Annotated in this window: 26 protein-coding genes; 16 read left to right on the forward strand and 10 right to left on the reverse strand. The window is 36.2% G+C overall.

Annotated elements, in window-relative coordinates:
* Positions 1 to 103: 103 nt before the first annotated feature.
* The 10 genes from CQA66_RS00005 to CQA66_RS00050 form a co-directional block, all read right to left on the reverse strand.
* Complete coding sequence (locus CQA66_RS00005) at positions 104 to 379, reverse strand: type II toxin-antitoxin system YafQ family toxin (protein ID WP_104763731.1); 276 nt, start codon at positions 377 to 379, stop codon at positions 104 to 106.
* Positions 376 to 594 (reverse strand): hypothetical protein, encoded by a 219-nt coding sequence (locus CQA66_RS00010; protein WP_104763730.1) that lies wholly within the window; start codon positions 592 to 594, stop codon positions 376 to 378. The genes CQA66_RS00005 and CQA66_RS00010 overlap by 4 nt, the downstream gene beginning before the upstream one ends.
* A 137-nt stretch (positions 595 to 731) precedes the next feature.
* Positions 732 to 1379 (reverse strand): acyltransferase, encoded by a 648-nt coding sequence (locus CQA66_RS00015; protein ID WP_115582510.1) that lies wholly within the window; start codon positions 1377 to 1379, stop codon positions 732 to 734.
* A complete protein-coding gene (locus CQA66_RS00020) occupies positions 1372 to 2925 on the reverse strand; it encodes an ANL family adenylate-forming protein (protein ID WP_104763728.1) in 1554 nt (517 codons plus the stop codon). Before CQA66_RS00020 ends, CQA66_RS00015 begins: the two co-directional genes overlap by 8 nt.
* The gene (locus tag CQA66_RS00025; RefSeq protein WP_104763727.1) at positions 2918 to 3718 is read right to left on the reverse strand and encodes an SDR family NAD(P)-dependent oxidoreductase; all 801 of its coding nucleotides are present in this window, start codon (positions 3716 to 3718) and stop codon (positions 2918 to 2920) included. Before CQA66_RS00025 ends, CQA66_RS00020 begins: the two co-directional genes overlap by 8 nt.
* A gap of 11 nt (positions 3719 to 3729) precedes the next feature.
* Positions 3730 to 4023 carry a hypothetical protein gene (locus CQA66_RS00030; protein ID WP_104763726.1) on the reverse strand — a complete coding sequence of 98 codons (294 nt, stop codon included), beginning with the start codon at positions 4021 to 4023 and terminating at the stop codon, positions 3730 to 3732.
* Between the two features lie 10 nt (positions 4024 to 4033).
* The gene (locus CQA66_RS00035; protein ID WP_104763725.1) at positions 4034 to 4882 is read right to left on the reverse strand and encodes a hypothetical protein; all 849 of its coding nucleotides are present in this window, start codon (positions 4880 to 4882) and stop codon (positions 4034 to 4036) included.
* A gap of 99 nt (positions 4883 to 4981) precedes the next feature.
* Entirely contained in the window at positions 4982 to 5908 is a 927-nt protein-coding gene (locus CQA66_RS00040) for a formyltransferase family protein (RefSeq protein WP_104763724.1), read from the reverse strand.
* 15 nt (positions 5909 to 5923) lie between these two features.
* Positions 5924 to 6958, reverse strand: coding sequence for a hypothetical protein (locus CQA66_RS00045; protein WP_115582511.1), 1035 nt, complete (start codon positions 6956 to 6958; stop codon positions 5924 to 5926).
* 81 nt (positions 6959 to 7039) lie between these two features.
* Positions 7040 to 8413, reverse strand: a complete 1374-nt coding sequence (locus CQA66_RS00050; RefSeq protein ID WP_104763722.1) for a CCA tRNA nucleotidyltransferase — start codon at positions 8411 to 8413, stop codon at positions 7040 to 7042.
* A gap of 283 nt (positions 8414 to 8696) precedes the next feature.
* Between CQA66_RS00050 and CQA66_RS00055 the strand changes: the two genes are divergently transcribed.
* From CQA66_RS00055 to CQA66_RS00130, 16 genes are all read left to right on the forward strand, one after another.
* Positions 8697 to 9944, forward strand: a complete 1248-nt coding sequence (locus tag CQA66_RS00055; RefSeq protein ID WP_199770436.1) for an NAD(P)/FAD-dependent oxidoreductase — start codon at positions 8697 to 8699, stop codon at positions 9942 to 9944.
* Positions 9932 to 10447, forward strand: a complete 516-nt coding sequence (locus CQA66_RS00060; RefSeq protein ID WP_104763720.1) for a hypothetical protein — start codon at positions 9932 to 9934, stop codon at positions 10445 to 10447. Before CQA66_RS00055 ends, CQA66_RS00060 begins: the two co-directional genes overlap by 13 nt.
* Positions 10440 to 11699, forward strand: a complete 1260-nt coding sequence (locus CQA66_RS00065; RefSeq protein WP_104763719.1) for a beta-ketoacyl synthase N-terminal-like domain-containing protein — start codon at positions 10440 to 10442, stop codon at positions 11697 to 11699. The genes CQA66_RS00060 and CQA66_RS00065 overlap by 8 nt, the downstream gene beginning before the upstream one ends.
* Complete coding sequence (locus tag CQA66_RS00070; protein ID WP_104763718.1) at positions 11699 to 12229, forward strand: hotdog family protein; 531 nt, start codon at positions 11699 to 11701, stop codon at positions 12227 to 12229. The genes CQA66_RS00065 and CQA66_RS00070 overlap by 1 nt, the downstream gene beginning before the upstream one ends.
* 79 nt (positions 12230 to 12308) lie before the next feature.
* A complete protein-coding gene (gene fabG / locus CQA66_RS00075) occupies positions 12309 to 13040 on the forward strand; it encodes a 3-oxoacyl-ACP reductase FabG (protein WP_104763717.1) in 732 nt (243 codons plus the stop codon).
* The gene (locus tag CQA66_RS00080; protein ID WP_324843352.1) at positions 13034 to 14251 is read left to right on the forward strand and encodes a beta-ketoacyl-ACP synthase; all 1218 of its coding nucleotides are present in this window, start codon (positions 13034 to 13036) and stop codon (positions 14249 to 14251) included. The genes fabG and CQA66_RS00080 overlap by 7 nt, the downstream gene beginning before the upstream one ends.
* A gap of 62 nt (positions 14252 to 14313) precedes the next feature.
* Positions 14314 to 15117: a beta-ketoacyl synthase chain length factor gene (locus CQA66_RS00085; protein ID WP_104763715.1), complete on the forward strand. Its 804-nt coding sequence runs from the start codon at positions 14314 to 14316 to the stop codon at positions 15115 to 15117.
* A 19-nt stretch (positions 15118 to 15136) separates the two neighbouring features.
* Positions 15137 to 15892: a lysophospholipid acyltransferase family protein gene (locus tag CQA66_RS00090; protein WP_233707794.1), complete on the forward strand. Its 756-nt coding sequence runs from the start codon at positions 15137 to 15139 to the stop codon at positions 15890 to 15892.
* A complete protein-coding gene (locus CQA66_RS00095; RefSeq protein WP_104763714.1) occupies positions 15889 to 16152 on the forward strand; it encodes a phosphopantetheine-binding protein in 264 nt (87 codons plus the stop codon). Before CQA66_RS00090 ends, CQA66_RS00095 begins: the two co-directional genes overlap by 4 nt.
* Positions 16145 to 16402 (forward strand): acyl carrier protein, encoded by a 258-nt coding sequence (locus CQA66_RS00100; RefSeq protein WP_104763713.1) that lies wholly within the window; start codon positions 16145 to 16147, stop codon positions 16400 to 16402. The genes CQA66_RS00095 and CQA66_RS00100 overlap by 8 nt, the downstream gene beginning before the upstream one ends.
* A gap of 87 nt (positions 16403 to 16489) precedes the next feature.
* On the forward strand, positions 16490 to 17050 hold the full coding sequence (locus CQA66_RS00105; protein ID WP_104763712.1) for a COG4648 family protein: 561 nt from the start codon (positions 16490 to 16492) through the stop codon (positions 17048 to 17050).
* Positions 17038 to 18774: an AMP-binding protein gene (locus CQA66_RS00110; RefSeq protein ID WP_104763711.1), complete on the forward strand. Its 1737-nt coding sequence runs from the start codon at positions 17038 to 17040 to the stop codon at positions 18772 to 18774. Before CQA66_RS00105 ends, CQA66_RS00110 begins: the two co-directional genes overlap by 13 nt.
* On the forward strand, positions 18771 to 20570 hold the full coding sequence (locus CQA66_RS00115; RefSeq protein WP_104763710.1) for a glycosyltransferase family 2 protein: 1800 nt from the start codon (positions 18771 to 18773) through the stop codon (positions 20568 to 20570). Before CQA66_RS00110 ends, CQA66_RS00115 begins: the two co-directional genes overlap by 4 nt.
* Positions 20551 to 21033: an acyl-CoA thioesterase gene (locus tag CQA66_RS00120; RefSeq protein WP_104763709.1), complete on the forward strand. Its 483-nt coding sequence runs from the start codon at positions 20551 to 20553 to the stop codon at positions 21031 to 21033. Before CQA66_RS00115 ends, CQA66_RS00120 begins: the two co-directional genes overlap by 20 nt.
* Entirely contained in the window at positions 21023 to 21577 is a 555-nt protein-coding gene (locus CQA66_RS00125) for a LolA family protein (RefSeq protein ID WP_104763708.1), read from the forward strand. Before CQA66_RS00120 ends, CQA66_RS00125 begins: the two co-directional genes overlap by 11 nt.
* Positions 21578 to 21620: 43 nt before the next feature.
* On the forward strand, positions 21621 to 24104 hold the full coding sequence (locus tag CQA66_RS00130) for an MMPL family transporter (RefSeq protein WP_104763707.1): 2484 nt from the start codon (positions 21621 to 21623) through the stop codon (positions 24102 to 24104).
* Positions 24105 to 24107: the final 3 nt, after the last annotated feature.

Here is a 24107-nt window from a genome sequence, read left to right on the forward strand (position 1 = left end):
TGTCCCCAGCTCTCAAATAGCAAATTTCTTGCAAAGGCTTAAACTCTACTTCTTCATATTTCAGGAATTCTAAAAGTTCTTTAATTTGCATAGCTTGCCACTTTCAAAATACTTCACTATGCGAGCCTAGCGCGATACAGCTAAGAATCAAGAGAGATTCTTGCTTTTGGTAGATTAAGAGCAGATTAGGCAATATGTGGCATTCTCTAAATCCCTCATATTCTCCGCTTAGCTTGTGGTCTTTGTATTTTGGTTCTAAAGTCTCATCGTTTGCAAGTTTGATAATTACTGCCTTTGTGAGTTCTAGGATTTCTTGATTGTTTTTAAGTTTTTTTAAACCTTTTTTAAATGCTTTAGAATAGCGCACTTGATATTTCATTGCAAAATATCTTTAAACATCATATCAACATCAGTGTAAGTCTTATAATTTTTGGGATTTTTTTGCATATCTTTTGCTTCCTTTAGCCAAGATGGTTTTTTGCGTGATGAGAGTTTAGAGGTTTGTTTTACTTTAACTTTTGCATCGCTTAATTTTACGATTGCTTGGATTGCTTTTTTTAAATTTTCATTTGCATTTTCAATCACTAGAGTCATTTTGCCTCCTTTATTTTTAGGCATTATAGCAGATTTGTAAGGGCTTTAGAATCCATTAAATGAGATTTCGGCTTTAGCCTAAGACATGACAAGGTAAAGCTCTACAATAAAAAAGAAATTATGCAGCATTGCGTAATCTAACCTACTAATCGTTGCCCCCCCCCCCCCCGTAGATTATTCGCTACTCTAGTATTAATTGTGTCTTGTGTAAGATTTATAGAATCTAACTTTGCAAGAAACTGCTTCTCTAAAACAAGTAGATTTTTTTCTCTCTCTAAAATGCGTTTCGCTGGATTGCCGAAATAGATTCCAAAAGGCTTTGTAGGACGAGTAACAAGACTTAAAGCACCCACGCTTACCCCTTGAGCTAGCCCGCCACTATTGGGTAAAACAACGCTTCCACTTCCTAACAAAGCATGCTTTTGTAGAGTTATTTTCACAGACTGAACATTTTTAAATTCTTTTGGAATCATAGGATTACTTAATGTATTGCCACTAAAGTCATCAGAGCTACTAAGAATCTTACAACCAAGAGAAACACCTGTGAAATCTTGTATTTCTATCCCCTCATTACCACCTATTAACACGCTAAACGCACCGATATGCACGAAATTATGAATAGTTATTTTCCCGCTTAGAATCACAAAATCATCTATACGAACATGACTACCAATGCGAATATCAGACACGTTGTATAAGCTCGCCTTGCGACTAATAAGCACATTTTCACCATACTCTTGCAACCCTAAATGCAACAACTCTTCTCTACTATAAAAACTAGACATGGTTATTCCTTATTTTCTTGAATCTCTGACTAATTGCTAGAGATTCCACGATTTCTATCTTACTTGGGATTTTAAAGCTTGCTATTTTGTCTTGACAAAATAGTCGCAATGCCTTTTTTATCTCTCGGACGTTAGGCTGAAATCCCGCTATATTATCGCCACCACAGGATAGAAGTGATTGCCAAGATGAATTGTTTGAATCCTCGCAATAAAGAGATTCTAAAAACTGCCTATCTAGCACGATTTTTGCACACACAATCTGTCCTGTGATATGGCTTAACTCACCATAAACTAAACAATCCTTGATAAAAGGAATCTGCAATAATACCCCTTCAACCTCTTGTGGTATGAGCTTCTCTCCTCCTATGTTAATGACTTCTTTTGCCCTACCTATGACACGTAAGTATTCTTCATTATGTATTTGTACTTGCTCAACTAAATCTCCTGTTGCAAAATATCCTTCGTTATCAAATACGTTATTGTCTGCATTTAAGTAGCCCAAGCTCTGCGTACTCGATTTAATATAAAGTTGTTTATCTATTATTTTATAAGCAACACCCTCGAGCTTAAACGCATTGTTTTTACTAGTCGTCTGCATAATACCCACTTCGCTTGTACCAAAAGTCTGATGAAATCGTGCTTTAGGAAAAGCAAGCTTTAGCTTTGCTAACAAAGAATCAGGCATGCTCTCTGTGCCATAAGTAATAAATCGCAAAGAACTCATATCAATCTGCTTATAAGCGCCGCTTACAAGCAAGAGATTTAGCAAGCTCGGACTAGCAGGCAAAAGTGAAACTCGATACATTTCAACCGCTTTAGCCAGCAAATATAAATCTTTGCGATTACTCAAAACAATGCCACAAGCCCCTACACTCAACACATGCAAAAGCGTATGCAATCCCCCAATATGATCAAACATTAAGAAAAGCAAAACAGACATGTCCTTTTGTCTCCTACCACAATAAGAATCTGCAAGAGAAGAAAGATTATGCGCGATTGCCTTAGGCTTACCTGTGCTACCGCTTGAGAAAAGGATAAGCCCGCTGCTACCCTCTCGTATTAATCGCATAAGAATAGAATGCTTACTATCTACGCAATCATCACTAGTACGAGCTTTTAAGATTCCATTATGATAAACATATTCCACTTGCGCTTGCTGCAATTTAGAATCTATTTGCGCATCTTCTATAAGCGGGACAACAATTAATCTCTTTTCTAATGCTGCGAGAAGCATAGCGATACACTCAAGAGTAAAATCACCAATAATAGCTAAAATGCTCCCTTGTTGTATGCCTGTGCTTGCTTGTGAAAAATGCTCTTGACGAGATTCCACATAATCGCTTGGTTTAGAATCTATAGATTCTTGGACAGAATTTTGAGAGAAGGAATCTAATAATGCGATTTGTCTTTGCACACACGATAAAAGCTCATCATAACGATACGTTCTACCATCTCTCTGATAAATAAGTGCATTGCGATTGTGGTAAGTTGCGATTTTTTGCAAAAAAGAATGTGAAAATGAGCAATAACGTTCATTATTAGGCATTGACACCTCCCAAATACAGAATCTGCCCGGTAATAAAATCACTTCTTGGGTGAATAAAGAAATCTATGCTATTGGCTATATCCGCTATTTGTCCAAATCTCTTAATAGCTTGTGAGGCTACAAGCGCATTGAGTTTCTCAATCGGAACATTTTTAATTAAATCAGTTGAAACTGGGGTAGGTGCAATAGCATTGACTGTAATGCCAAAGGAACTTAATTCTTTGGCACATATTTGCGTTAGATTGATAATAGCCGCTTTACTCGCCGAATACGCTGCCTCGCCCTCTAATCGCAAAGCAGTCGCAATGGTGGCGAAGTTTACGATTCTAAAAGGCATCTGCCACACTTCTGCATTCCGCATAGTAGAATCCCGCGAAATCTTCTTATAACTCTGCGACATACTCTTAGCAACTTCACGTAAAAAGAGAAAAGAGCCAAAAACATTGGTTGCAAAAATATCCTGCATTGTCTTATAGGGTGTAGTCAGAATATGATTCATTGAGGCTATACCTGCATTATTTAAAAGAATATCGATTTGCCCAAATTCTTTTTTCACACTCCTAACCATTGCTGTAACTGCCTTTTCATTATGCACATCAACACAAAAATGCCTGTAATTATTATGCGTTATACTTGCATGTTTGCGCGCGCAACCACACACGATACCGCCACGCGAAAGATAGTATTCGCTTAATGCCTTTCCGATGCCTTTTCTCGTGCCAGTAACAATAAACACTTTGTCCTTAATGAAATGCAAGCTAGATTCTTGATGGGAAGATGGGACTTGATTCATGGGTTATCCTGCTAATCATTAATAAGCATAAGAATATAATTACAAAGCGTTTCAACATCTCTAAACGGAGAATTTGTCGCGCTCATTGCCCTCTCGTTAGCCAATATAACTTCTCTATCTAACGTCTCGTGCAAAAGAGATTCTAAATCCGCAATGAAACTCACCAAAGCAAGAGAATCCAAATTGCCTTCATTCCCGTAAATCTTAGTATGCAAAGTAGGGTTTGCCAACTCTTGATTGTCTAACTCATCAGCTAGATTCTGCAAGCATTCATAAATGCACTTTGTAATAACGTCTTGATTCATGATTCAATCCTTAATTTGGTATGAAAATAAAAATATGATTAAAAGTATTATCAGAGCGATACCCATAACGTTGTATATAGAATTGTCGCAATCGCGCATTCACGAGAACATCCACCCACAAATAAACTTGTTTTATACCCTGCTCTTGAATAATCTGGTAATACCTTTGTATGAGCTGCGGCATAGTAAAGGGGGATTTCGCAGTATTGATAAGATAATTAAAATGTGATACCTTACCTTGAGTAGTCCATATAAGGAGACTTTGTAGGTTATTTTCAGCGCATGACTTACTGCATAAAACTTGCTTGTTGTTGATATATTCTATAATTTGATGTTGATTAGGAAGATTATCACGATACGCGTCAAAAGTCTGATAGAGCAAATTGTATACTGCTTCCTTATCGTCTAGGGTTGCAAAATGAATATGATTCGCTACGTCGCAACGTAAAGGAGATTGTAAATCCCTAATATTCACACGTAATCTCTCATATAACGAATAGGAGCGGCAATGCGCAAGGAAAATCTTTTGCAATGACTGCAAGATAACGCCTTTCACAATCACTTCAAAAACAATGGGTAATGTCTCTCGATAAAAGATCTGGCTAAGCAGAGTAAGAAAGGGTAGTAAACTTTGAAGGGAATTTATGTTTTGAGTAACAAAATAAGCTTTATAGAATCGCTTATGTTCATTGCATTGCGCAAGCAAGAAAATGAGGCAATCTTCTGTAAGAAAAGCGGGGACATTTGTAAAATGCAAATGACAAAAATAATTGGTAATAAAATTCCCTGTCATTAACTGATTACAAAGAGTTTGCACTTGCATAGAATCAACTATTGTTACGGGCGGATTCTGGCTCATGCTACTTCCTTCATCGCTGTATGCCCAGACAAACAACTATGAAATGTATAGCAAGTACTAAAAGAATAGAGAGATTTATTTTTCTCTAATAGTAAAAAGCTATTTATAGGGGTATCTGCCCCCCCCCCCCGTATCATAACGCGGTGATAATATATGAGCACAATTTGCAAGAGCTACATTATTCTCTTTAATACTGCTTTGAGATTCCAAACAAAGGGCTAAAGTGATATTTCCAATCTGCAATAACATTGTTTCTTGTGTGGCTAGTTTGGCTAATTTATCTTTGTTGAGCCAATATTTCATAATAACAAAGACGTGATTTTGAATGCTTAAGCGAGGCTTTGGCAATACATTGAAAGCGTCCATACTGCGCAAAAAAGCACTCATTTGCTTCTCATGCCAAGTAACATCTAAAAAACCGCTATTGGGTAAATCTCTAGCTTTATGAGGTTTATCATTGCTTTGCAACATAGGTTGCGGAGTAAGATTCCATAAAAGCAAATCTTCTTGCAATTCTACAAATGCTTGAAATCCAAGATTCATCAACACTCGAAAGAGAAACAACGAAGTCATATCAGAGGATAATTCTAGCTCTTTTTGGATAAGAATATCGCCGCTATCAATTTGATTATTGACAATATGCCAAGTAATCCCGCTCTTGTTGTCCTGCTGATAAATACTCCATACAGGGGCGTTAACTCCCTTATGATTCGGTAAAAGAGCATTATGAAAATTAATGATTTTTAGATTCGCTTTGCATAATGCGCTCTCTTTAAAGAGATAATGATTATTCGCGCTAATAATAAGCGTGTGAGCGGAAAGTGTGGCAAAAAACATATCTAGTTCTTGCGAAGAATGAAAGTGCAAATAAGGAATAGCATGCTTTTTCGCTATGTGCTGCAAGGAAGAAAGACTATGTGCGCGATAAGAAATAGTGAATAAATAAGGCTGATAACGAAGTAAGGATTCCAGAATATTGCTAGCAATAGTTCCACTGCCAATAATAATAATTTGCTCAAAAATCATATTAGGCTCTTTGTTTCATGGGAAAAATACGTAAGCAATAATGAAATAAAAGAGGAAACAGAATAAAACTACAATGACACAATGCGATACAATACAGAAAACAATAGATTTTATAGAGTAATATATATCGAAAAGGATATTCAAGAAGGGTAGTTGCCCCCCCCCCCCCGTATTTCTTAAATAGAGATTAATGGAATATAATGGGGAAAGAGAATGTATATCGCTAGGCAAACAAGCTACATAAGGAGTCCAAAAGCAAATTTTCTTCGCAAAGAGATTTTTAGAATAAATAATATTCTGCAATCCACTTGGCATAAAACTCTCCTTTGTATACATACGCATTGCCTTCTGATTATGTATGTTGCACCATAAATGTAGCGATCCTATCCTAAACTTACTTAAACAAGTATAAAAAACATTCCACAATGTTAGAAGACTTGTTTTGCCACCATAATTTGCAATAAAATTTAAGTAGGCACTTTTGCCTTTAGGGATAAACACAAGATAACCCAAAATGCTCTGTGAAATATCGCCTAAAGCTAGCTTATTCTCTCGCGTGATACAAAGCACATGTTTTGAATCTATACGCCTTTGTAAGGCAGCCACAGAAGGCAAATAATCAAAATATTTATTAAAGTCTCTGCATAATAACCTCAATAAATGCTCTGCCTGCAGAGTTGCAACATATCGTGAAGAATCCATTGTGCTATCAGAAGATAATCGCAAGGTTTTTGCTAATCTGACATAAGTAGTTTCATAATGCCAAGTAGATAGAGACAAAGCCTGATTAGTTGTAACATTCTCTAAAATTACACGAAAGGGTATTGTTAGTGTTTGCAATAAATATTCTATGTAAGCTTGTTCGCTACCTATAAAATATAAACGATAAAAGTCATTTTGCTTTTGGAGGAAAATACAGGCATCGGAATCCTGATAATACAAAAAAAGATTCTCTTGGGTATTAAAGAAATAGTTAGTAACAATTTGTTGAGAACGAGATTTAATTGTAGTAAATACGTGCTGTATTTGTGTATAGGACAATGGCAACATTATCACCTCTTGCTTCCGTTGTGTGTTTATTATAACACATTGCAAGTAGTCGCGATAAACTTATTGGCGAAGTTATTTAGTTTATAGAGAATCAACAATACCTTGCGCTTTCATCAGTAGCATCGAACGAGAATCTACGTTGCAACAAAGGTTTTCTGACATTGCAAAATAAAGAACTTGTTGTAAAACCGCGCCTACTTGTCGCTTATCAAATATTTGTTTTTCCCGCAACATCGTTACAATATCATCACCTGTTATAGTGAGATCGCCTAACAAAAAGCATTCCCTACGTTCTATAATATCGCGATATATAGTCTCTATCTCCGACAAAGATTGTACTAAAACTTCTGCATTTTGTGCTTTTGCTAAAGCAATGTGAACTTGAATATATTGAGTAAAAATCACTTCGCCAACCCTGAATAACATTTCCTTGATTGCCATTCTTGTAAGTGGCAATGAATCTTGCTGCAACGCTACAAGAGCAAGTGTGTGGGAGAGTGTCTTTTTATCATAACGCATTCTTTTTAGTGCGGCAGCCACGTCTTCTTTTGAAAGACTATGAAAAAAAATTGCTAATCGAACGGATAAGACAAACGGAGCATATTGCAATGCTGACATATTGACTTGATACTGCGCAGAAGATAGAGAAAGAATCTCGGGATAAATCACAGCAAAAACTTCTCTGTAACATAAAGCTATATCCGTAATATAGTCGCCAAGCAGCATGGCATTATATTCGGACTGAATCCTCTCCTTAGCAATGGAGCAAAGATTGTCTTTATACATTCTAAGAGCTTCTTGTGTGTGAAATTCAATACAAAAATGAGGCTCTAAAACTGCGCTAAAACGTAAAGCTCTCATGATTCTTAGGGCATCTTCCTCAAACCTTTGTGCTGGATTGCCTACGCAAACAATTTGCCGCTGTTGGAGTGAACGAATCCCTCCATAATAATCACGAATCTGCATCGCGCAATGATAATACTCTTGTGGATTATCAAGGGCAAATATTTCATGATTTTTCAAAGAACAGGCAATCGCATTCATGCGAAAATCTCTTCGCGCTAAATCCTTTCGTAAATCCGTAGTAAAAAAAACACTATCTGGTTTCCTTTTATCGCTATACTTCCCCTCTATTCGGTAAGTTGTTATCTCAATAACTTGTGCATTTTCACACAATAATGGCAAAATCCTCAAGGTACCATGCTGTATTCCAATGGGTATAACTTTAAAATACGAATCATAACGGCTAAAAATCTCTAAAACCTTATTGGGTGTAGCACTTGTAGCAATATCCCAATCTTTTGGCAAAATAGACCTTTTTTGCAAGATTGCAGAGAGTATATCACGTACGCATCCACCGACAAGACATGTCTCAAAACCATGTGAATCCAAAATTTGCAAAATACCTAACACAGGGCTAGGAAGTTTTATTACAACAGAAGAGGAGAGCAACATAATGTTTGTATCGTTATCTTAGCTTTAAGGATTGTTGTGCTCTGATTTGTATATACGCGTTGCAATTTCACAAATCACAAAATATGTAACAAAACACTGCATAAACAATCTAAATAAATTCATCACAAGTACCACCAAATAATCCTTTATCATTCAAATAATACAGCAATAAACACAACAGGGATTTTCATAGAATCAAAACCAACACCAATCACTCTATAAAGAAACAAGGAGGAATTTTGCTAAAATTCTCTTGACATGTATTCTATCTATGGATTCCAAAGTGAAAGAAATTGACGTATTAATAATCGGAGCAGGTCCTAGCGGTGCTATTGCAAGCGCGCTCTTACATAAACAAGGGAATCTTAAGATTCTTGTAGTTGAGAAAGAGCATTTTCCGCGATTTGTTATTGGCGAAAGTTTACTCCCTGTTTGTATGGAAATTTTAGAAGAAGCTGGGTTTCTAAAGGCTGTTAAACAATATGGCTTTCAATTTAAAAATGGCGCAGCTTTTAGTTTCAAAGACAAGTATCGCTACTTTAACTTCTGCGACAAGAGCGCGGCGGGATACGGAACAACTTTTCAAGTGCAAAGAGCAGATTTTGATGAATTACTAATCAATGAAGCAATCAAACAAGGGATTCTAGTGCTATTTGGAACAAGCGTACAACAAATAATATTCCCAGAAAATACAGAAGGAAAAGGAATACATGATGACTACGTGCAAGTCCAACTTAGCAACAAACAAACCATCAAAACAAAATTTATCCTTGATGCAAGCGGATATGGTAGAGTCATTGCACGGTTGCTTAACCTAGAAACACCATCAAATCTCTCCACAAGAAAGGCTTATTTCACACATATACAAGACAATATCACTGAACCACTCTATGACAGAAATAAGATTCTTATCACTACCCACCCAGAAAACCATGAAATATGGTCTTGGCTCATTCCTTTTTCAAATGGAAGATGTAGCATTGGTGTTGTGGGCTCTCCGCAACTACTTGACAAAGATAATCACACGTTTACGGCAGAAAAGATTCTGAAAAAATATATTTATCATGCCCCTTTACTCAAAAGACTATTGAGTCGTGCAACTTGGGACATGCCTGTGCAAAATATCAGCGCGTATTCCAAAAATATCAAACGATTCTATGGCGAAAGATTTATAATACTGGGTAACGCAGGAGAGTTTTTAGATCCAGTATTTAGCTCTGGTGTCGCTATTGCAATGTATTCTGCAAGATTGGCGAGCGCGTTGACTATAAAAATTTTTAATAATGAAATAATCAATTTAGAAAAAGAATACACAAAGCCACTTATGCTTGGAATCAATACCTTTAGAGCCTATATACAAAGCTGGTATGACGGAAGCTTACAACGTATCATTTACACACAAAATGAAAACTACGAAGTTAAAAGACAAATGGGCTCTATCCTCGCTGGTTATGTATGGGACATAAATAATCCATATATAACCAAATCTCAATCATCATTACAAATATTGGAACAATATTGCAAAAAATAATTCATATATTACGCGGGATAGCCCATTACTATTCCTTAACATTTGTAATATTCCCTACGCGCCCTAAACATTACCTTTTGTTATCGCAAAGTTCAAAAAAGATTACACAAGCTTGTGTAATCTTTTGCTACATTGCATTGTGCTACATGGGATGTGCAACACATTATCCTGATTATTCCAAAAAAGAAGCTTTGCCTTTTACACACAAGACTTTTACACTAGAAGTACGAGAAAACAAGAATATACAAACACAAATTCTACACATCTTTCATCAAGATAAAACTTATATTTTTGCTCTTTTTGACTTGCTTGGCACACCTCTTGCCCTTAAGGAATTTAAACAGGGAAAATTTATAAATAAAAAATTTTTACCACCAAAACAATATTACAATATACTTTTTTTGAGTATCCTTACACTTATAGAAAAACAGAAAAAAGAAGAAATAATATCCTTGAAGAATATTACAATTAAGGTACAAGAAATTGAGAATCTACATGAGTAATCCATCTCTTGTTTGCAGCGCGGGAACAACTACTTATGAAGTCATGAAAAATCTACTAGCAGGTAAAAGATTCTTACAAGTCTGCAGACAATACAGCACGAAATGTTATTGCTTAGGCAAAATTACAACATTGCAATCGTTACCACGAGATACTCCTATTTTCCTCCAAACACGTACCAATAGAATTTTATTCACTGCACTCCATGCAATCAAAGAGATGATCTATACATTGCGTAAAGAATGCAAACGAGCGAGATGGGGGATAGTTATTGGCAATACAACAACAGGCATAGGAGAAAATTATACAGCTATCCAATCTCACTATGATTCTACAAAACCAAACGCAGAGCAAACATTCGTTACGACATCACAAGCCTCTAAAGATTCTACGAAATTCACTTACAACAAAGGACGAAATGCTCTGTATAATCCTTGTTTTTTTCTGAATCAATACTTGAATTTACAAGCATTAAATTTTGGAGTATCAAGTGCTTGTACTTCGGGCGCAAAGGCACTTATACAGGCATCAAGATTGCTGAAATGCGAGCTTTGCGATATAGTTATTGCTGGTGGAGTAGATAGTCTTAACGCGCTTACAATCAATGGTTTTGCGGCACTTGATATTCTTAGTCAGAATCCTAGCGAGCCTTTTAGCGAAAGCAAAGGAATTAATATTGGCGAAGGTGCTGGGCTTTTTCTCCTAATACATCAGAATCTTTATAAACAACTCTCAAGCAATCTCAAACAAAAATTTCTTGTCGAATTACAAGGCTATGCAAGCAATAATGACGCCTTTCATATTACCAACCCAAAATTAGACAATAAAAAATTTCAAGCAATAATTGATTCACTTCTTCAAAGCTCTGGTTTGCAAGCCCAAGACATTGATTATATTAACCTACACGGAACAGGCACACAAGCAAATGATTCTATGGAATCAGAACTCCTTTCTCAATCTTTTGCCAATACTCCTTGCAGCACAATTAAACCTATGATAGGTCATACGTTGGGGGCATCTGGAGCTATTGAAGCTGGTGTTTGCGCCATGCTTATTATAGAAAGCCTAAAAAACAAAGATGGTAAGACTTTTTTACCTCCACACATTGCTAACACAAAAGCCTCTCTGCCGACTATGCTTAACTTCGCCAATAACACACAAAAAATTACAGTAAAACACACACTTTCTACTTCCTTTGCGTTCGGGGGGGATAATAGTATTTTACTAATAAGTGCTTCTAATGAGGAACAATAGTGTCAAGCGATTTCAAACAGGGCATCAAAGAAAGAACTATTAAGAATCTTTTACCGCATAGTGGAGAGATGATTCTTATCCATTCTGTATTGCAATATGATACGCAGTCGATTTGGACAAAAACGCATATCACACAGGATAATGTGTTTCTGCAAAATGGAACATTCGCTATGTATCAAGGCATAGAGCTTATGGCGCAAAGTCTTGGAATCTTGCGAGGCTTGCTTGCTACCAATCAAAGCTCAAAGCTTGGTTTCATATTGGGTATTCGTAATTTCGTAATGTATCGGCACACGGCGCACATCGGCGACACGCTTATAACAAAAGCAAATCTCTCTTTGCAAGATGCAAACGGTTTTGGCGTGTATGAATGTGAGATTTTTTGCGAAAAGATACGTAATGCACAGATTCAAGATTCGCCCGTCTCCTTTCATCAGAATCTTGAACTTGCTGCAAAAGCAAAACTTAGTATTCTTAATCCAAACGAAGAATTTATAGAGCAAAAGCTCTACGATACAGAAGTTCGTTAACAACGATAGCGAGCTTCTCTACAAGATTGGCACATTTTCAGAGTCAAATCACATGAGATTCTAAATATCAAGGCGCAATATGATAGAAACAAGACGCAAAGTTTTCATTACAGGTTCATCACGTGGAATCGGTGCCGCTATTGCTAAGAAATTACATGCGAGCGGCTATGAAGTTATACTACATGGCAGAACAGATTCTTACGCACTGCAATCCCTATGCTTAGAGCTGCAAGCCAAAAAACTCATCTTTGATATTGCCAACACAGCACAATGTCAAGAAGTCCTTAAAGAATTTATGACAAACCTCAATAATCATTCGCAAACACTCTATGGAATCGTACTGAATGCGGGTATCACTCACGATAATACTTTTGTCGCATTAGAGGAGCAAGATTGGAAAAATGTCATTGAGACTAACCTCAACGGATTTTACAATGTCTTGCAACCCTGCTTAATGCCAATGATTCGTAAAAAACAAGGACGTATAATTGTTATGAGCTCTGTTTCTGGTATTATTGGCAATAGAGGGCAAAGCAATTACAGCGCGAGCAAAGCAGGGCTTATTGGAGCAGCAAAATCGCTAGCTATTGAGCTTGCAAGTCGCAATATCACAGTTAACGTTATAGCTCCGGGTCTGATTAAAACTGATATGACAAACAGCAACCTGCCCGTAGATGAAATTCTACGACTCATTCCTGCAAAACGATTCGGACGTGCAGAAGAAGTATCGCCACTCGTAGAATTTTTACTTAGTGATGCGGCAAGCTATATTACTAAACAAGTTATCGGTGTCAATGGAGGATTGTGTTGAGAGTTTTTGTAAGCGGGTATGGAATGGTAACTGCATTTGGAAAATCATGGGCAGATCTTCGGCATGGATTCATACAGAAACAAAATGCAGTACAACTCATACCCGAATGGAAGCAATATGAGAATCTAACTTGCTATCTCGCTGCCCCGATTCTTAACTACGTTCCGCCAAGTGAATGGAGCAGAAAACAAAAACGAAGTCTCGGTAAAGTAGCGCAATATAGTGTAGAAGCCGCTGGTTTAGCCTTGCAAAGCGCAAATCTGCTAGGAGATTCTAGTTTGCAAGATGGGCGAACTGGTGTTGCAAGTGGTTCGAGCACAGGAAGCACTGATGCAACTTTGCAGCTCGCAAAGCTCTTCTTAGGACTCCCCAATACTTGCAACGCGAATACTTATATTAAATACATGCCACATACCACAGCTGCAAACATTGCCCTTTTCTATTCGCTAAAAGGACGTATTATCCCTACCTCATCTGCTTGCACTTCCGCTTCACACGCTATCGGCTATGCCTATGAAGCAATCCAATCAGGCAAAATAGATATAATGATTGCGGGAGGAGCAGAGGAGCTATGTCCAAGCGAAGCCTATACTTTTAACTTCCTCTATGCAGCTAGTCAAAAAAACGATACTCCTAAGCTCACTCCCGCGCCCTTTGATGAACATCGAGATGGCTTAGTCGTAGGAGAAGGGGCAGGATATTTGATTTTAGAGAGTGAAGCAAGTATTCAAAGACGAAAAGTTGCGCCTTTAGCGGAAATTGTAGGCTTTGGTTCTACATGCGATGGTGCACATATCACGCGTCCGCAAAGCGAAACGATGAAGCAAAGCATGATTCTAGCTCTAAAAGATGCAAATTTACAAAGCAACAAAATACAATACGTCAATGCGCATGCTACGGCAACAAAATGGGGAGATATTACAGAATCTCTTGCGACACAGGCAGTCTTTGGAGACAAGATACACATTAGCTCATTAAAAAGCTACTTAGGGCATACGCTTGGTGCTTGCGGTGGGATTGAAAGTATCGCATGTATCGCAATGATGAATGAAGAAAGATTTTTCCCAACGATTAATCTTAAGCAAATAGATAAAGAATGCGCGAAGTTACGTTATCTCACAGATGAAATACATTTAAAAACAGACTATGTAATGAATAATAATTTTGCTTTTGGTGGAATAAATACTTCTCTTATTTTTAAAAAAACGTAATATTCTATGAAAGATGGCTAATAAAGTAACAAAATTTCTATTCGCTATTACGGGAGAATGTCATGAGAGAATCTTCTGAACAAACAAATAGCTTTGTTCTTAATATCTTGCAGCATGAGAGCATTATCGCTCCGCATTTTGATAAGGCACTTTATGATAATTGCATAGAATCTACAATTCTAGAAAATTACAAACAAGATTTTGACTTAGCGCATATCCCTGCATTAGAACGACGTAGATTAAATAACGCCGCTAAGTGCGCTTTCACTCTCCTGCCAAGATTTCAGCACATACAAAAGCCCCTTATTGTTTTTCACTCTCCAACAGGAGAAATTAATCGCTGTTTTGCCATGTTACATTCTCTCGCAAAAGAGAATCTCGTCTCTCCTACAACTTTCTCACTCTCAGTACTCAATGCCACTCCGGCACTTGTTGCCATAGCAACACAAAACTACAATGAAATTACTGCTATCTCGAGTAACTGCCTAGAATACGCCCTACTAAATGCCTATATCACACTATGTGATTATCAATCCAACCATAGCTTTCCCAATCAAGAAGCCCTTATTCTTAGCTATTATGAAAAACTCAATACCACACTGCCAAACACCGATGCAACTTCACAACATACCTCTGAATCCTATTTCATGACTATTTTGCATATCGCGCTTGCCAATCACCCAAATAGTATGTTAAATTGTACGATTAGTTATGAGCAATCTAAACAATGCCACAAGCTCTTTCCTGAAATGCTTAGCGAATTATCCTTTTTGATTGCATTACATAATAGCAAACATAGCGCGCTTCCTATGGCTTATCAAATCGATGATGGCAATCTTTTATGGAATCATGAGCTGATTCATTGATTCACTGCAAGGATACACATTGCGCAAGATAATACAAAGCCTATCTATTGGAGTATTTTTCGCTCTTTTTGGCATACTCTGTCTGCTTGGTAATTGTATTTTTATCCCTATTATGCTTTGTAGATTGCATAAAATACAAGGGATACAGAATCTATGTAGGGATTTAGTACATTATTCATGGAAATTCTTTCTCTATCTCTGTCAATCATTAAAGATTCTGCATTATGAATTGCGGAACTTTGAGAATCTTATTGGTAAGCCACGTATCGGGGATTCTAGAATCATTATTGCTAATCATCCTTCATTGCTCGATGTTGTTTTGCTGCTTGCGACAATCAGAAGAGTAAATTGTATCGTCAAAAACGATTTGCGTAAAAACATCTTTTTATTTGCGGCTATTGCAACAAGCGGTTATATTGCTAATGGCAATCAAGAAAAGCTCTTGGAGCAGAGTATTAAAGTTCTAGCAAATGGTGAAAGTCTGCTAATTTTCCCCGAAGGTACAAGGACGCAAGAGCAAATCATTTTCCATAAGGCAGCCTCCTATATTGCAATTGCTAGCGCAAAAAAACTTACTCCAATTTTCATCAAAATGCAGCCTAAAAGCTTACAAAAGGACTCTAAATGGTATAATACGGCAAAAAATATTCACTATCAACTCATTGCGAACAATGATATTTTTTTGCAAGATTTTTATAGCGATATGACCAATCCTTTGCGTGTACGTAAGTTACACAATTATCTCACACAACTCTACCAAAAGGAATTTTTATGAATTTAGAAGAAGAAATTAAAGAGCTTATTATCTCTGGCTTGAATTTGCCTGATATAAAACCTAGCGATATTCAATCAGATTCTCCGCTTTTTAACGAAGGCTTAGGATTAGATAGCGTGGATGCCCTTGAATTAGGAATCTTAATACAAAAAAAATACAACATCACACTTGATTCAAAAACAATGGACTTAAAGGCAATTTTTCATAACGTTGAAACTTTAACACAATTCATTGCGGAACAAAGGACAATCAATGGATAAAAATGAAATTTTTGCAATCTTACAAAAAGCACTGATAGAACTCTTTGAAGTCGATGAAAGTAAAATTACATTGCACGCGAAAATCTATGATGATTTAGAAATTGATAGCATTGATGCGATCGACTTAATGGACTACATCAAGAAACAAACAGGATACACAATGCAGGCAAGCGACTTCAAAGAAGTTCGCACGCTAGAAGATATTGTCAATATCGTAGCCAAACAACTACATACAATAACAAAGTCTTGATTCTAAAGAACATAAAGAGAATACACATGGGCCACAAATATCAGCCAATGAACCTTCATCGCATTCACTCATAAGGATTCACCCTGCATGACACGTTACATAGCGAATCTCTTTCAGCTATGCTTTATAACAGCAAGTCTTTTGTATCCGTTTATCTTATATTTTTATACAGATTTAGAATCTATTGGGCTTGTAATGGCTGTATTTTGGTGCATCAATATACTGCGCGCAACAGATACGCAACAAAGAATCATCGCTGCATGTATCACTTTGTTTTTTGTTGCAATAACAATTCTACATGCGCAATTCCTAACGTTTTTATATCCTGTGTTTATTAATCTATTGCTCTTCATAACGTTTCTATTCAGTCTCAAAGAAGAAGCAATTATTACAAGATTTGCAAGAATGCGAGCGGCTAATCTTAGCGAAAAAGCGATTCTCTACACGCGTAAACTTACCGTGCTTTGGTGTTATTTTTTCTTCATGAATGGCTGTATAGCAGGTATTTTAGCTTTCGTAACGGATAAGAGATTCTGGACTTTTTATTGTGGAATACTCTCTTACATACTCATTGGAATCTTTTTATTAAGCGAAATCATTTACCGCAAATATATACTGCAAATTAAGGAGAACGGATGCGAAGCCTAAATCCCCATTTTGATATACAGCTAGATTCTCATCATTCTTGTATCCGCAAAGATTTCCTACAACTCTCTAGCGAAATTAGTAATTTTGCTTTCGTCTTGCAGCATGCCCTACAAGACTTTTATGCCCACAAAAATACCACAACACAATCCATTGCAATAACTTTGAGCGATACATACAACTTTTTTATAGCTTTCTTTGCGAGTTTGACACTTACAACAAAAGTCTTCCTTCCGGCAACGCAATCCAAACAAGAAGAATCCTTAGAACAATTCGTGCTTGATGACGCGAGTTTCTTGGCACTTTCTTGCGCTACTCAAGCTAGCAACACACATTACTCTCCAAAACAATTAGAATCTGCCCTCAATGATTCTTGCTTCACTTTGCAAACTTCCGGAAGCAGCGGAGAACCTACAAATATCACAAAAACCTTTCAGCAAATGCTATATGAAGCAAGAGTCTTGCAACAAGAATTTCAGATTCAGCCAAATGATATAATTATGGCTAGCATTTCGCATGCGCATCTTTACGGTCTGACTTTTAGAATCTTTCTGCCATTAGTAAGTGGTGCAACAATGTATTCGCAGAGTTTTAGTGCGCCTGAATATGTCTTACATTACATACAAAATCATCAAACGGCCATACCGAATCTCATCTTTTGCTCTTCCCCCTCTTTTTTATCTAGTTTAAGTATGCACGAACAAAGAAATGTTAAACAATCTCTCAAAATACTCTTCTGTGCTGGAGCAAAACTCGAAGATTCTATTAAGGAACGTTTAGGACTGCATAGCAAAATCATAGAAATCTATGGGAGCAGTGAAACGGGCATTATCGCAAAAAATACAGGAAACGGATTCTTTGCTTTCCCTGAAGTTACTCTTAGCCTCGATGAAAATAATTGTTTGGTTATCGCTTCTCCTTGGTGCAATCAAAACAACAATGAATGCACAAGACAAGCGTCTGCTTTTCACAGCAAGGACTGCGCTACCATAGAATCAAATGGGAAAATAACACTTCTAGGCAGAAAGGATAGAATCCTAAAACTCCACGATAAACGTATCAGCCTTGATTCCATAGAACAAACGCTCAACTCGCATGAATATATCCAGCAAAGCTATGTAGGCTTACGAAAGGGACAAAATCGACTAAGTGCATTACTCGTTCTTAGCAAAGAGGGCGAAACCTATTTTAGACAATATGGTAAAAAGGGGTTAAGCGATACAATTAAAGGTTTCCTTAAACCTCATTTTGGCAATGCAGTACGTTATTTTAGTATTTGCGACACACTGCCCTTTAATAGTCAAGGCAAAATTACTTATCAAGATTTTCTTTTAGCATTAGATTCTCATATCACACCTACTTTTATATTACTTAGTCAAGACGATACAACAGTACATGCAAAAGCCTACATTGGTCCATCGCTCTTTTATTTCTCTGGGCATTTTCATACCTTTCCCCTCGTGCCCGGCTTCATAGAATTGGGCTTTGTGTATGACTTAGCAAAACATCTAAATATTCATACGCAAGATATTATAGAGATTGAAAATGTAAAATTTAGCACGTTCTTGCGACCGTCTGAATGGATTTTCATCACATTGGAATATAAGAATAACAAACTCTATTTTTCACTCAAGACTGACAAAGCAATATGCGCTAGCGGAAGAATGCTACTTAGCCACCATGCGATACATAATTTTTGTCCAACACATTTTAAGTTGCCCTCATGAAAATGCTTTTTCTCATTCCTTATTACAATCATCCTGCAAAAATCATAGAGCTTGTAGAAACGCTTTGCGCATATAATCTTTCTATATTGCTAATTGATGACGGCTCTAATCAAGATTCAAAGCAAGTTTTGCAAACCTTGCAAGCAGATTATATAGAATCAATTGACTCTTTGTACCCCCATAACAATAAAGCAAACAAGCCGTGCAACAAGAAACAATTACAAATTTATACTCGAGCAACAAATGGTGGCAAAGGCGCGGCACTCAAAGACGGGTTTCGCATTGCCCACTATTTAGGTTTCACGCATGCTTTTCAGATTGATGCCGATATGCAGCATGATTTAGACAGAATCACGGATTTTCTTGCCTTAAGCAAACAATACCCAGACAATCTTATCTGTGCTTACCCAATCTATGACAAAAGTGCACCAAAAGCAAGACTATACGGAAGACGGCTCACAAACCTTTGGGTAACAATCAATACCTTAAGTTACCACATCAAAGACGCTATGTGCGGGTATAGAATCTATCCCCTACTGGCTACTCTTGCTTTATTGCCTATTTGTCAAAGTAACGCAATGGATTTTGATATAGAAATCCTTGTGCTTAGTGCCAAAGCAAATATTCAAATGCGCTGGGTCGGCGTACAAGTACATTATGCAACAAATCAAGTTTCACATTTTAGGGGATTGCGAGACAATATCTATATTAGCAAAATGCACGCTAAACATTTTTTTCTTTTACCTATTTTTATCATACAAAAAATTACAAAAAAACTAAGAGATTCTAAGGAACAAACAAGCAAAGAAGTTATTATGATGCAAGAAACTGCAACCAATCGCGCGCCATTACAATGGTATCAAAGACGAGAAAAAGCGGGAAGATTCTGGCTGAATATTACATTGAAAGGAACTTTGATGCTTCCTCAACCTGTGCTTCGATTCTGCATAAATTCGGTTAGCCTCATATTTTTCCTTTTTTTAAGAGAAGAAAGAAAAAACATCACTTCTTTCTATAATAATCTACAAAGTTATGCGGGCATACCACCTGTAAGTGCTTATCATAATTTCCGCGCTTTTGCGGAATCCATTTGCGATAAAATCGCTGTATGGAAAGGTAAAATCACATATAATGATCTAGATATTATTAACTTAAGCTTTATAAACGAGCAATTAACAAACAAAACAGATTCCCTTAAGAAATCTAAAGGACAAATCATTCTTACAAGCCACTTCGGTAATGTGGAAATCGCAAGAGCTCTCTCAAACAAGAAAGATATTGCGAATATCAACGTCATTATGTATAAAAAAAATGCAATGGCTTTTATGGAGCTGATTAATACAATTTCTCAAAATGCCCTAAAGATTCTCTATATTGAAGATTTCACAATGGAAACAATGATACAACTACAAAACATCATCGACAACGGAGAGCATATAGGGATTATGGGGGATAGAATCTCTCTCCAAACCGCGAGGAATAAACAAGTGCAATTTTTGGGAAAACCCTGCTACTTTCCTCAAGGAGCATTCCTGCTTGCATATATCTTACAAACCAAAATCAGTATGCTTTGGTGCGAAAAATATAATGGACGTTTTCGCCTTGAATTGCAACCGTTAAATTATCAAAGTGATACTTATAAGCACCTTATCACAAAAAATAATCGTGAAGAATATATTGATTTTCTTTTGCAACAATATATCAAGGCATTAGAACAAAAAGTTATCGCAAATCCTAAAGAATGGTTTAATTTTTTTGATTTTTGGGAGAATCGCAATGAAGAATCAAAGAAATAATCAAAACTTATTTTTGCAATCAAAGGCTATCCTCACTCAAACCTATACATTGCAAACTGAATTTTTTGATGTAGATTCTATGGGAGTGGTATGGCATGGCAATTATGTTAAATATCTTGAAAGCGCGCGATGTAGATTCTTGGAATCTCTTGATTGCACTTATACAACAATGCGCTATAATGGTTTCGTACTGCCTGTCGTCAAAATAGATATGAAATACATCAAACCACTGCAATTCAATCAAAAATTCAATGTTGAAGTAGGACTACTTGAGTGGGAAAGCTTCTTAAGATTTCAATACGTCTTTAAAAACTTAGAGGGACAAAAATTATTTCTCGCCCATAGCAGTCAAGTTGCTGTATTGTTAGAATCTCAAGAAACTTGTTTTTGCTTACCAAAAATCTTGCGACAGGCTATTGAATCTGCCATACAAAACAAGAAAAGGAATATCAATGTGTTATAGGTTACAGATTTTATTCATCATATTTTCTTTGATTTTGCCTTTATTTGGTTTTGGACTCCATGATTTACAAGAATTAAAACAAGAAAATATTCAAGGAAAATTTACACAACATAAAAGCATTGTTGGATTCCCTAATGAATTAACAAGCGAGGGGAGCTTCCAAATCAAACAGCAAACACTCTACTGGAATGTTCATAAACCTATACAAAGTCATATAAAAATTAATCAACAAGGAATTTTTGAATATAAAGATTCACAATGGATACAACAAACAAAAAATTATGATAAAGGATTGTTTCTTGATATTATCACATTTAATATAGACAATCTACAAAAGAATTTCACGATGAATTTACAAGGCGATAAAACGCAATGGGAACTTACTTTGCAGCCTAAAAATATATGGCTACAAAAAATCTTTACAAGCATAAAAATTTCTGGAGCAAAAACCATTCATCAAATCATCTTAGAAGAAAAAAATGGCGATACAACACGTAATGTTTTTTATCAAATAGCAACACAGACAAGCACTAACAAGGCGTAATGTTACTAAACACAAAACCATTAATCCAAATGCTCAAAATACCATGAAGAAAATTATTAATAGAATCCAAAAGACTCTAATCCCAATTATATTTCTCGCGCTTTCTATTATTATGATAGTTTTCATTATTCTGCATGTTGATAAGATTCAAAGCAATATTTTTAAACTCTTACAAGTAGAATTACCCTACTCCAACCAACAAGCCTTACAGCAAATTCAAAAAAATATGGAATCAGAAATGCTATTTCTAAGCAATGATTCTGACTTTCTCTTGCGTATAGAATCGCTTAATCAATCATATAAACTTTTTACAGAGCTATATATCTCTCCGCAATACACACAAAAACAGCAACAAGATTTTTTAGCAACGTTTCAAACATTGCTTTTAGCCACTCTTGATTATCAAACCTATACAAAGATTCTTACCAATGCGCAAGATTTTCTACACAACCAAATACAAGGGCTCTTCAACCCTTTTGTTTTTCGCTTATTACCCGTTTCAGCTGACTTATTGAATCTAGCAAGCCATTCAAGTCTGATAAATAATCCCAACGGACTACAGATTGATGTATACAAACAAAGGCTATACAAAGAAAGTCCAGAAGGAATCTATTATTTTGCCAATGCAAAATTAAAAGAAAACTTCGACTCTACAATGCTGCTGCAATTTTACGAAACAATCAAAAATGAGGCAAAGGCGCAGAATATTGACATAATTATCTATTCAAACTCACTTTTCTCAAGCTATGCCAAGAGAGAGGGAAACAAAGAAAGCCTTTATATGGGCGGCATGTCTCTTATTGTAGTTGCTCTTATCCTTCTTCTTGCGTTCTCTTCGTTGCGGATTTTTTATCTTGTGTTTGTGATAGGGTTTAGTTTTCTATGTGGTCTAAGTGCGGTTTTTTTCTTCCTGCAAGAAGTGCATCTTTTAAGTCTTGTAATCAGCACGAGCCTGGTGGGTTTAGTGCTAGATTTCCCTATACATTGGTTAAGCCTCAATGACAAGAAAATGATCGGGGATTCTAACATCCATGTAATTAGAAAATTTTTCCTACTTAGTGTAAGCATTACAAGTTTTGGTTATGCGTTATTTCTCCTCTCTCCTATGCGATTCTTGCATGAAATTGCAGTTCTTTCGATTTTTACACTGCTGGGGGCTTCCCTTGCAACTTATTTCTTACTCCCTATATTTTTCTCAAAACATTCCTTCTATTCTCAAAGAATCTTTCAAACATCGGTAATGCACACTATAACTTGCGCAAAATATTGTACAAGCACACTTTTTAAACCATTGTGTATCATAGTAATAACATGCGGACTTATTGGCGCGATAGCTTTTATTCATACGTCATTTGAAGATAATATCAGAGACTATTCTAGCTTGCCAGATCATCTTTTGCAAGAAAGTAAAAGATTCTTTGCAATCATGGGGAATACGCAAAACACAGATATTCTGATTATAGATTCCAAAAACTTACCATGTTACTCTGACAAACAAATTACAACTCTTGCTAACCTTTCATCGCCATGTGAATGTCAATCTCCTTTATGCGACTCTGCAATGTGCAGAATACAAGAATATTCTCATAAAGTTTCTTGTCATTTTTTAGATATACAGCGGAATGTTTTGCAGATTTTACAACAGAAGAATCTCATAAGTGATTATGACGGAATCACTAAATTTTTTCTTACTCCATTAGAACAGCAAACGCTTCAAAATTCTTTAAAGATACTCTATGATAATCCAAATTTTTATGACAATTATAAAAGCTTGGGTGTCAATAAGCAACTTTTACAAGATGCTCTTCATAAACTTATTGCTATGCCTCTTATTACTGTGGAAGATATATTGCAAAGTCATCTAAGGGAAAAATTCCAGCAATTTATCATTCCGCAGGATATTTCTTCGTCCATCAATCATTCACAATTTAACAGAGAATCTAATTTCACAGAATCAAACCTTTCCAATCGCAAAGATTATCTAAGCATTATATTTCTCAAAAACGTTGTAAAAAATCAAGAATTTTTTACTATCTTGGAATCCTTCCACATGCGAGTAATTAATATTGTAGAACTATTAAATTCCGAATTTAGTGCCATTAAGAAAAATGCTCTTATATTAAAACTTTCTGCTTATCTCATAGCATGGGTGATTCTATCGCTATTTTTCGGCTTATTAAAGGGTAGCAAAATAGTATTTTTTGTGTTGCTCGCTAATATGTTGACACTTTTTATATTTTTTATAATGGGTATTCAATATAATATATTTGTAATCTTTGGACTTATTTTAGCAGGAGCAGTAGGCATTGACTATATGTTAATAGCCTTTAATACTCATATTCACCTGCATCAACGTGTTACGGGTATACTGCTCGCTAGTCTAACGAGTATCGTTTCTTTCTCTTTACTTGCTACAAGCAGTACTTACGCTATTTTCACTTTTGGCTTAAGCACAAGCTTAACAATGCTTTTCTGTGCTATATTTGCGATATGTATAAGCATAAACAAAGATTCATCAATATTATAATAA

Source organism: Helicobacter aurati, from assembly GCF_003364265.1.
In the GTDB taxonomy this organism is placed as follows: Bacteria; Campylobacterota; Campylobacteria; order Campylobacterales; family Helicobacteraceae; genus Helicobacter_A; species Helicobacter_A aurati.

Excerpts from the sequence above, each read along its gene's own strand:
- CQA66_RS00005 (WP_104763731.1), bottom strand. The coding sequence starts at position 379 with ATGAAATATCAAGTGCGCTATTCTAAAGCATTTAAAAAAGGTTTAAAA.
- CQA66_RS00105 (WP_104763712.1), top strand. The coding sequence starts at position 16,490 with ATGACACGTTACATAGCGAATCTCTTTCAGCTATGCTTTATAACAGCA.
- CQA66_RS00095 (WP_104763714.1), top strand. The coding sequence starts at position 15,889 with ATGAATTTAGAAGAAGAAATTAAAGAGCTTATTATCTCTGGCTTGAAT.
- CQA66_RS00110 (WP_104763711.1), top strand. The coding sequence starts at position 17,038 with ATGCGAAGCCTAAATCCCCATTTTGATATACAGCTAGATTCTCATCAT.
- CQA66_RS00015 (WP_115582510.1), bottom strand. The coding sequence starts at position 1,379 with ATGTCTAGTTTTTATAGTAGAGAAGAGTTGTTGCATTTAGGGTTGCAA.
- CQA66_RS00035 (WP_104763725.1), bottom strand. The coding sequence starts at position 4,882 with ATGAGCCAGAATCCGCCCGTAACAATAGTTGATTCTATGCAAGTGCAA.
- CQA66_RS00045 (WP_115582511.1), bottom strand. The coding sequence starts at position 6,958 with ATGTTGCCATTGTCCTATACACAAATACAGCACGTATTTACTACAATT.
- CQA66_RS00040 (WP_104763724.1), bottom strand. The coding sequence starts at position 5,908 with ATGATTTTTGAGCAAATTATTATTATTGGCAGTGGAACTATTGCTAGC.
- CQA66_RS00025 (WP_104763727.1), bottom strand. The coding sequence starts at position 3,718 with ATGAATCAAGTCCCATCTTCCCATCAAGAATCTAGCTTGCATTTCATT.
- CQA66_RS00115 (WP_104763710.1), top strand. The coding sequence starts at position 18,771 with ATGAAAATGCTTTTTCTCATTCCTTATTACAATCATCCTGCAAAAATC.
- CQA66_RS00125 (WP_104763708.1), top strand. The coding sequence starts at position 21,023 with ATGTGTTATAGGTTACAGATTTTATTCATCATATTTTCTTTGATTTTG.
- CQA66_RS00130 (WP_104763707.1), top strand. The coding sequence starts at position 21,621 with ATGAAGAAAATTATTAATAGAATCCAAAAGACTCTAATCCCAATTATA.
- CQA66_RS00085 (WP_104763715.1), top strand. The coding sequence starts at position 14,314 with ATGAGAGAATCTTCTGAACAAACAAATAGCTTTGTTCTTAATATCTTG.
- CQA66_RS00065 (WP_104763719.1), top strand. The coding sequence starts at position 10,440 with ATGAGTAATCCATCTCTTGTTTGCAGCGCGGGAACAACTACTTATGAA.
- CQA66_RS00020 (WP_104763728.1), bottom strand. The coding sequence starts at position 2,925 with ATGCCTAATAATGAACGTTATTGCTCATTTTCACATTCTTTTTTGCAA.
- CQA66_RS00120 (WP_104763709.1), top strand. The coding sequence starts at position 20,551 with ATGAAGAATCAAAGAAATAATCAAAACTTATTTTTGCAATCAAAGGCT.
- CQA66_RS00100 (WP_104763713.1), top strand. The coding sequence starts at position 16,145 with ATGGATAAAAATGAAATTTTTGCAATCTTACAAAAAGCACTGATAGAA.
- CQA66_RS00030 (WP_104763726.1), bottom strand. The coding sequence starts at position 4,023 with ATGAATCAAGACGTTATTACAAAGTGCATTTATGAATGCTTGCAGAAT.
- CQA66_RS00050 (WP_104763722.1), bottom strand. The coding sequence starts at position 8,413 with ATGTTGCTCTCCTCTTCTGTTGTAATAAAACTTCCTAGCCCTGTGTTA.
- fabG (WP_104763717.1), top strand. The coding sequence starts at position 12,309 with ATGATAGAAACAAGACGCAAAGTTTTCATTACAGGTTCATCACGTGGA.
- CQA66_RS00010 (WP_104763730.1), bottom strand. The coding sequence starts at position 594 with ATGACTCTAGTGATTGAAAATGCAAATGAAAATTTAAAAAAAGCAATC.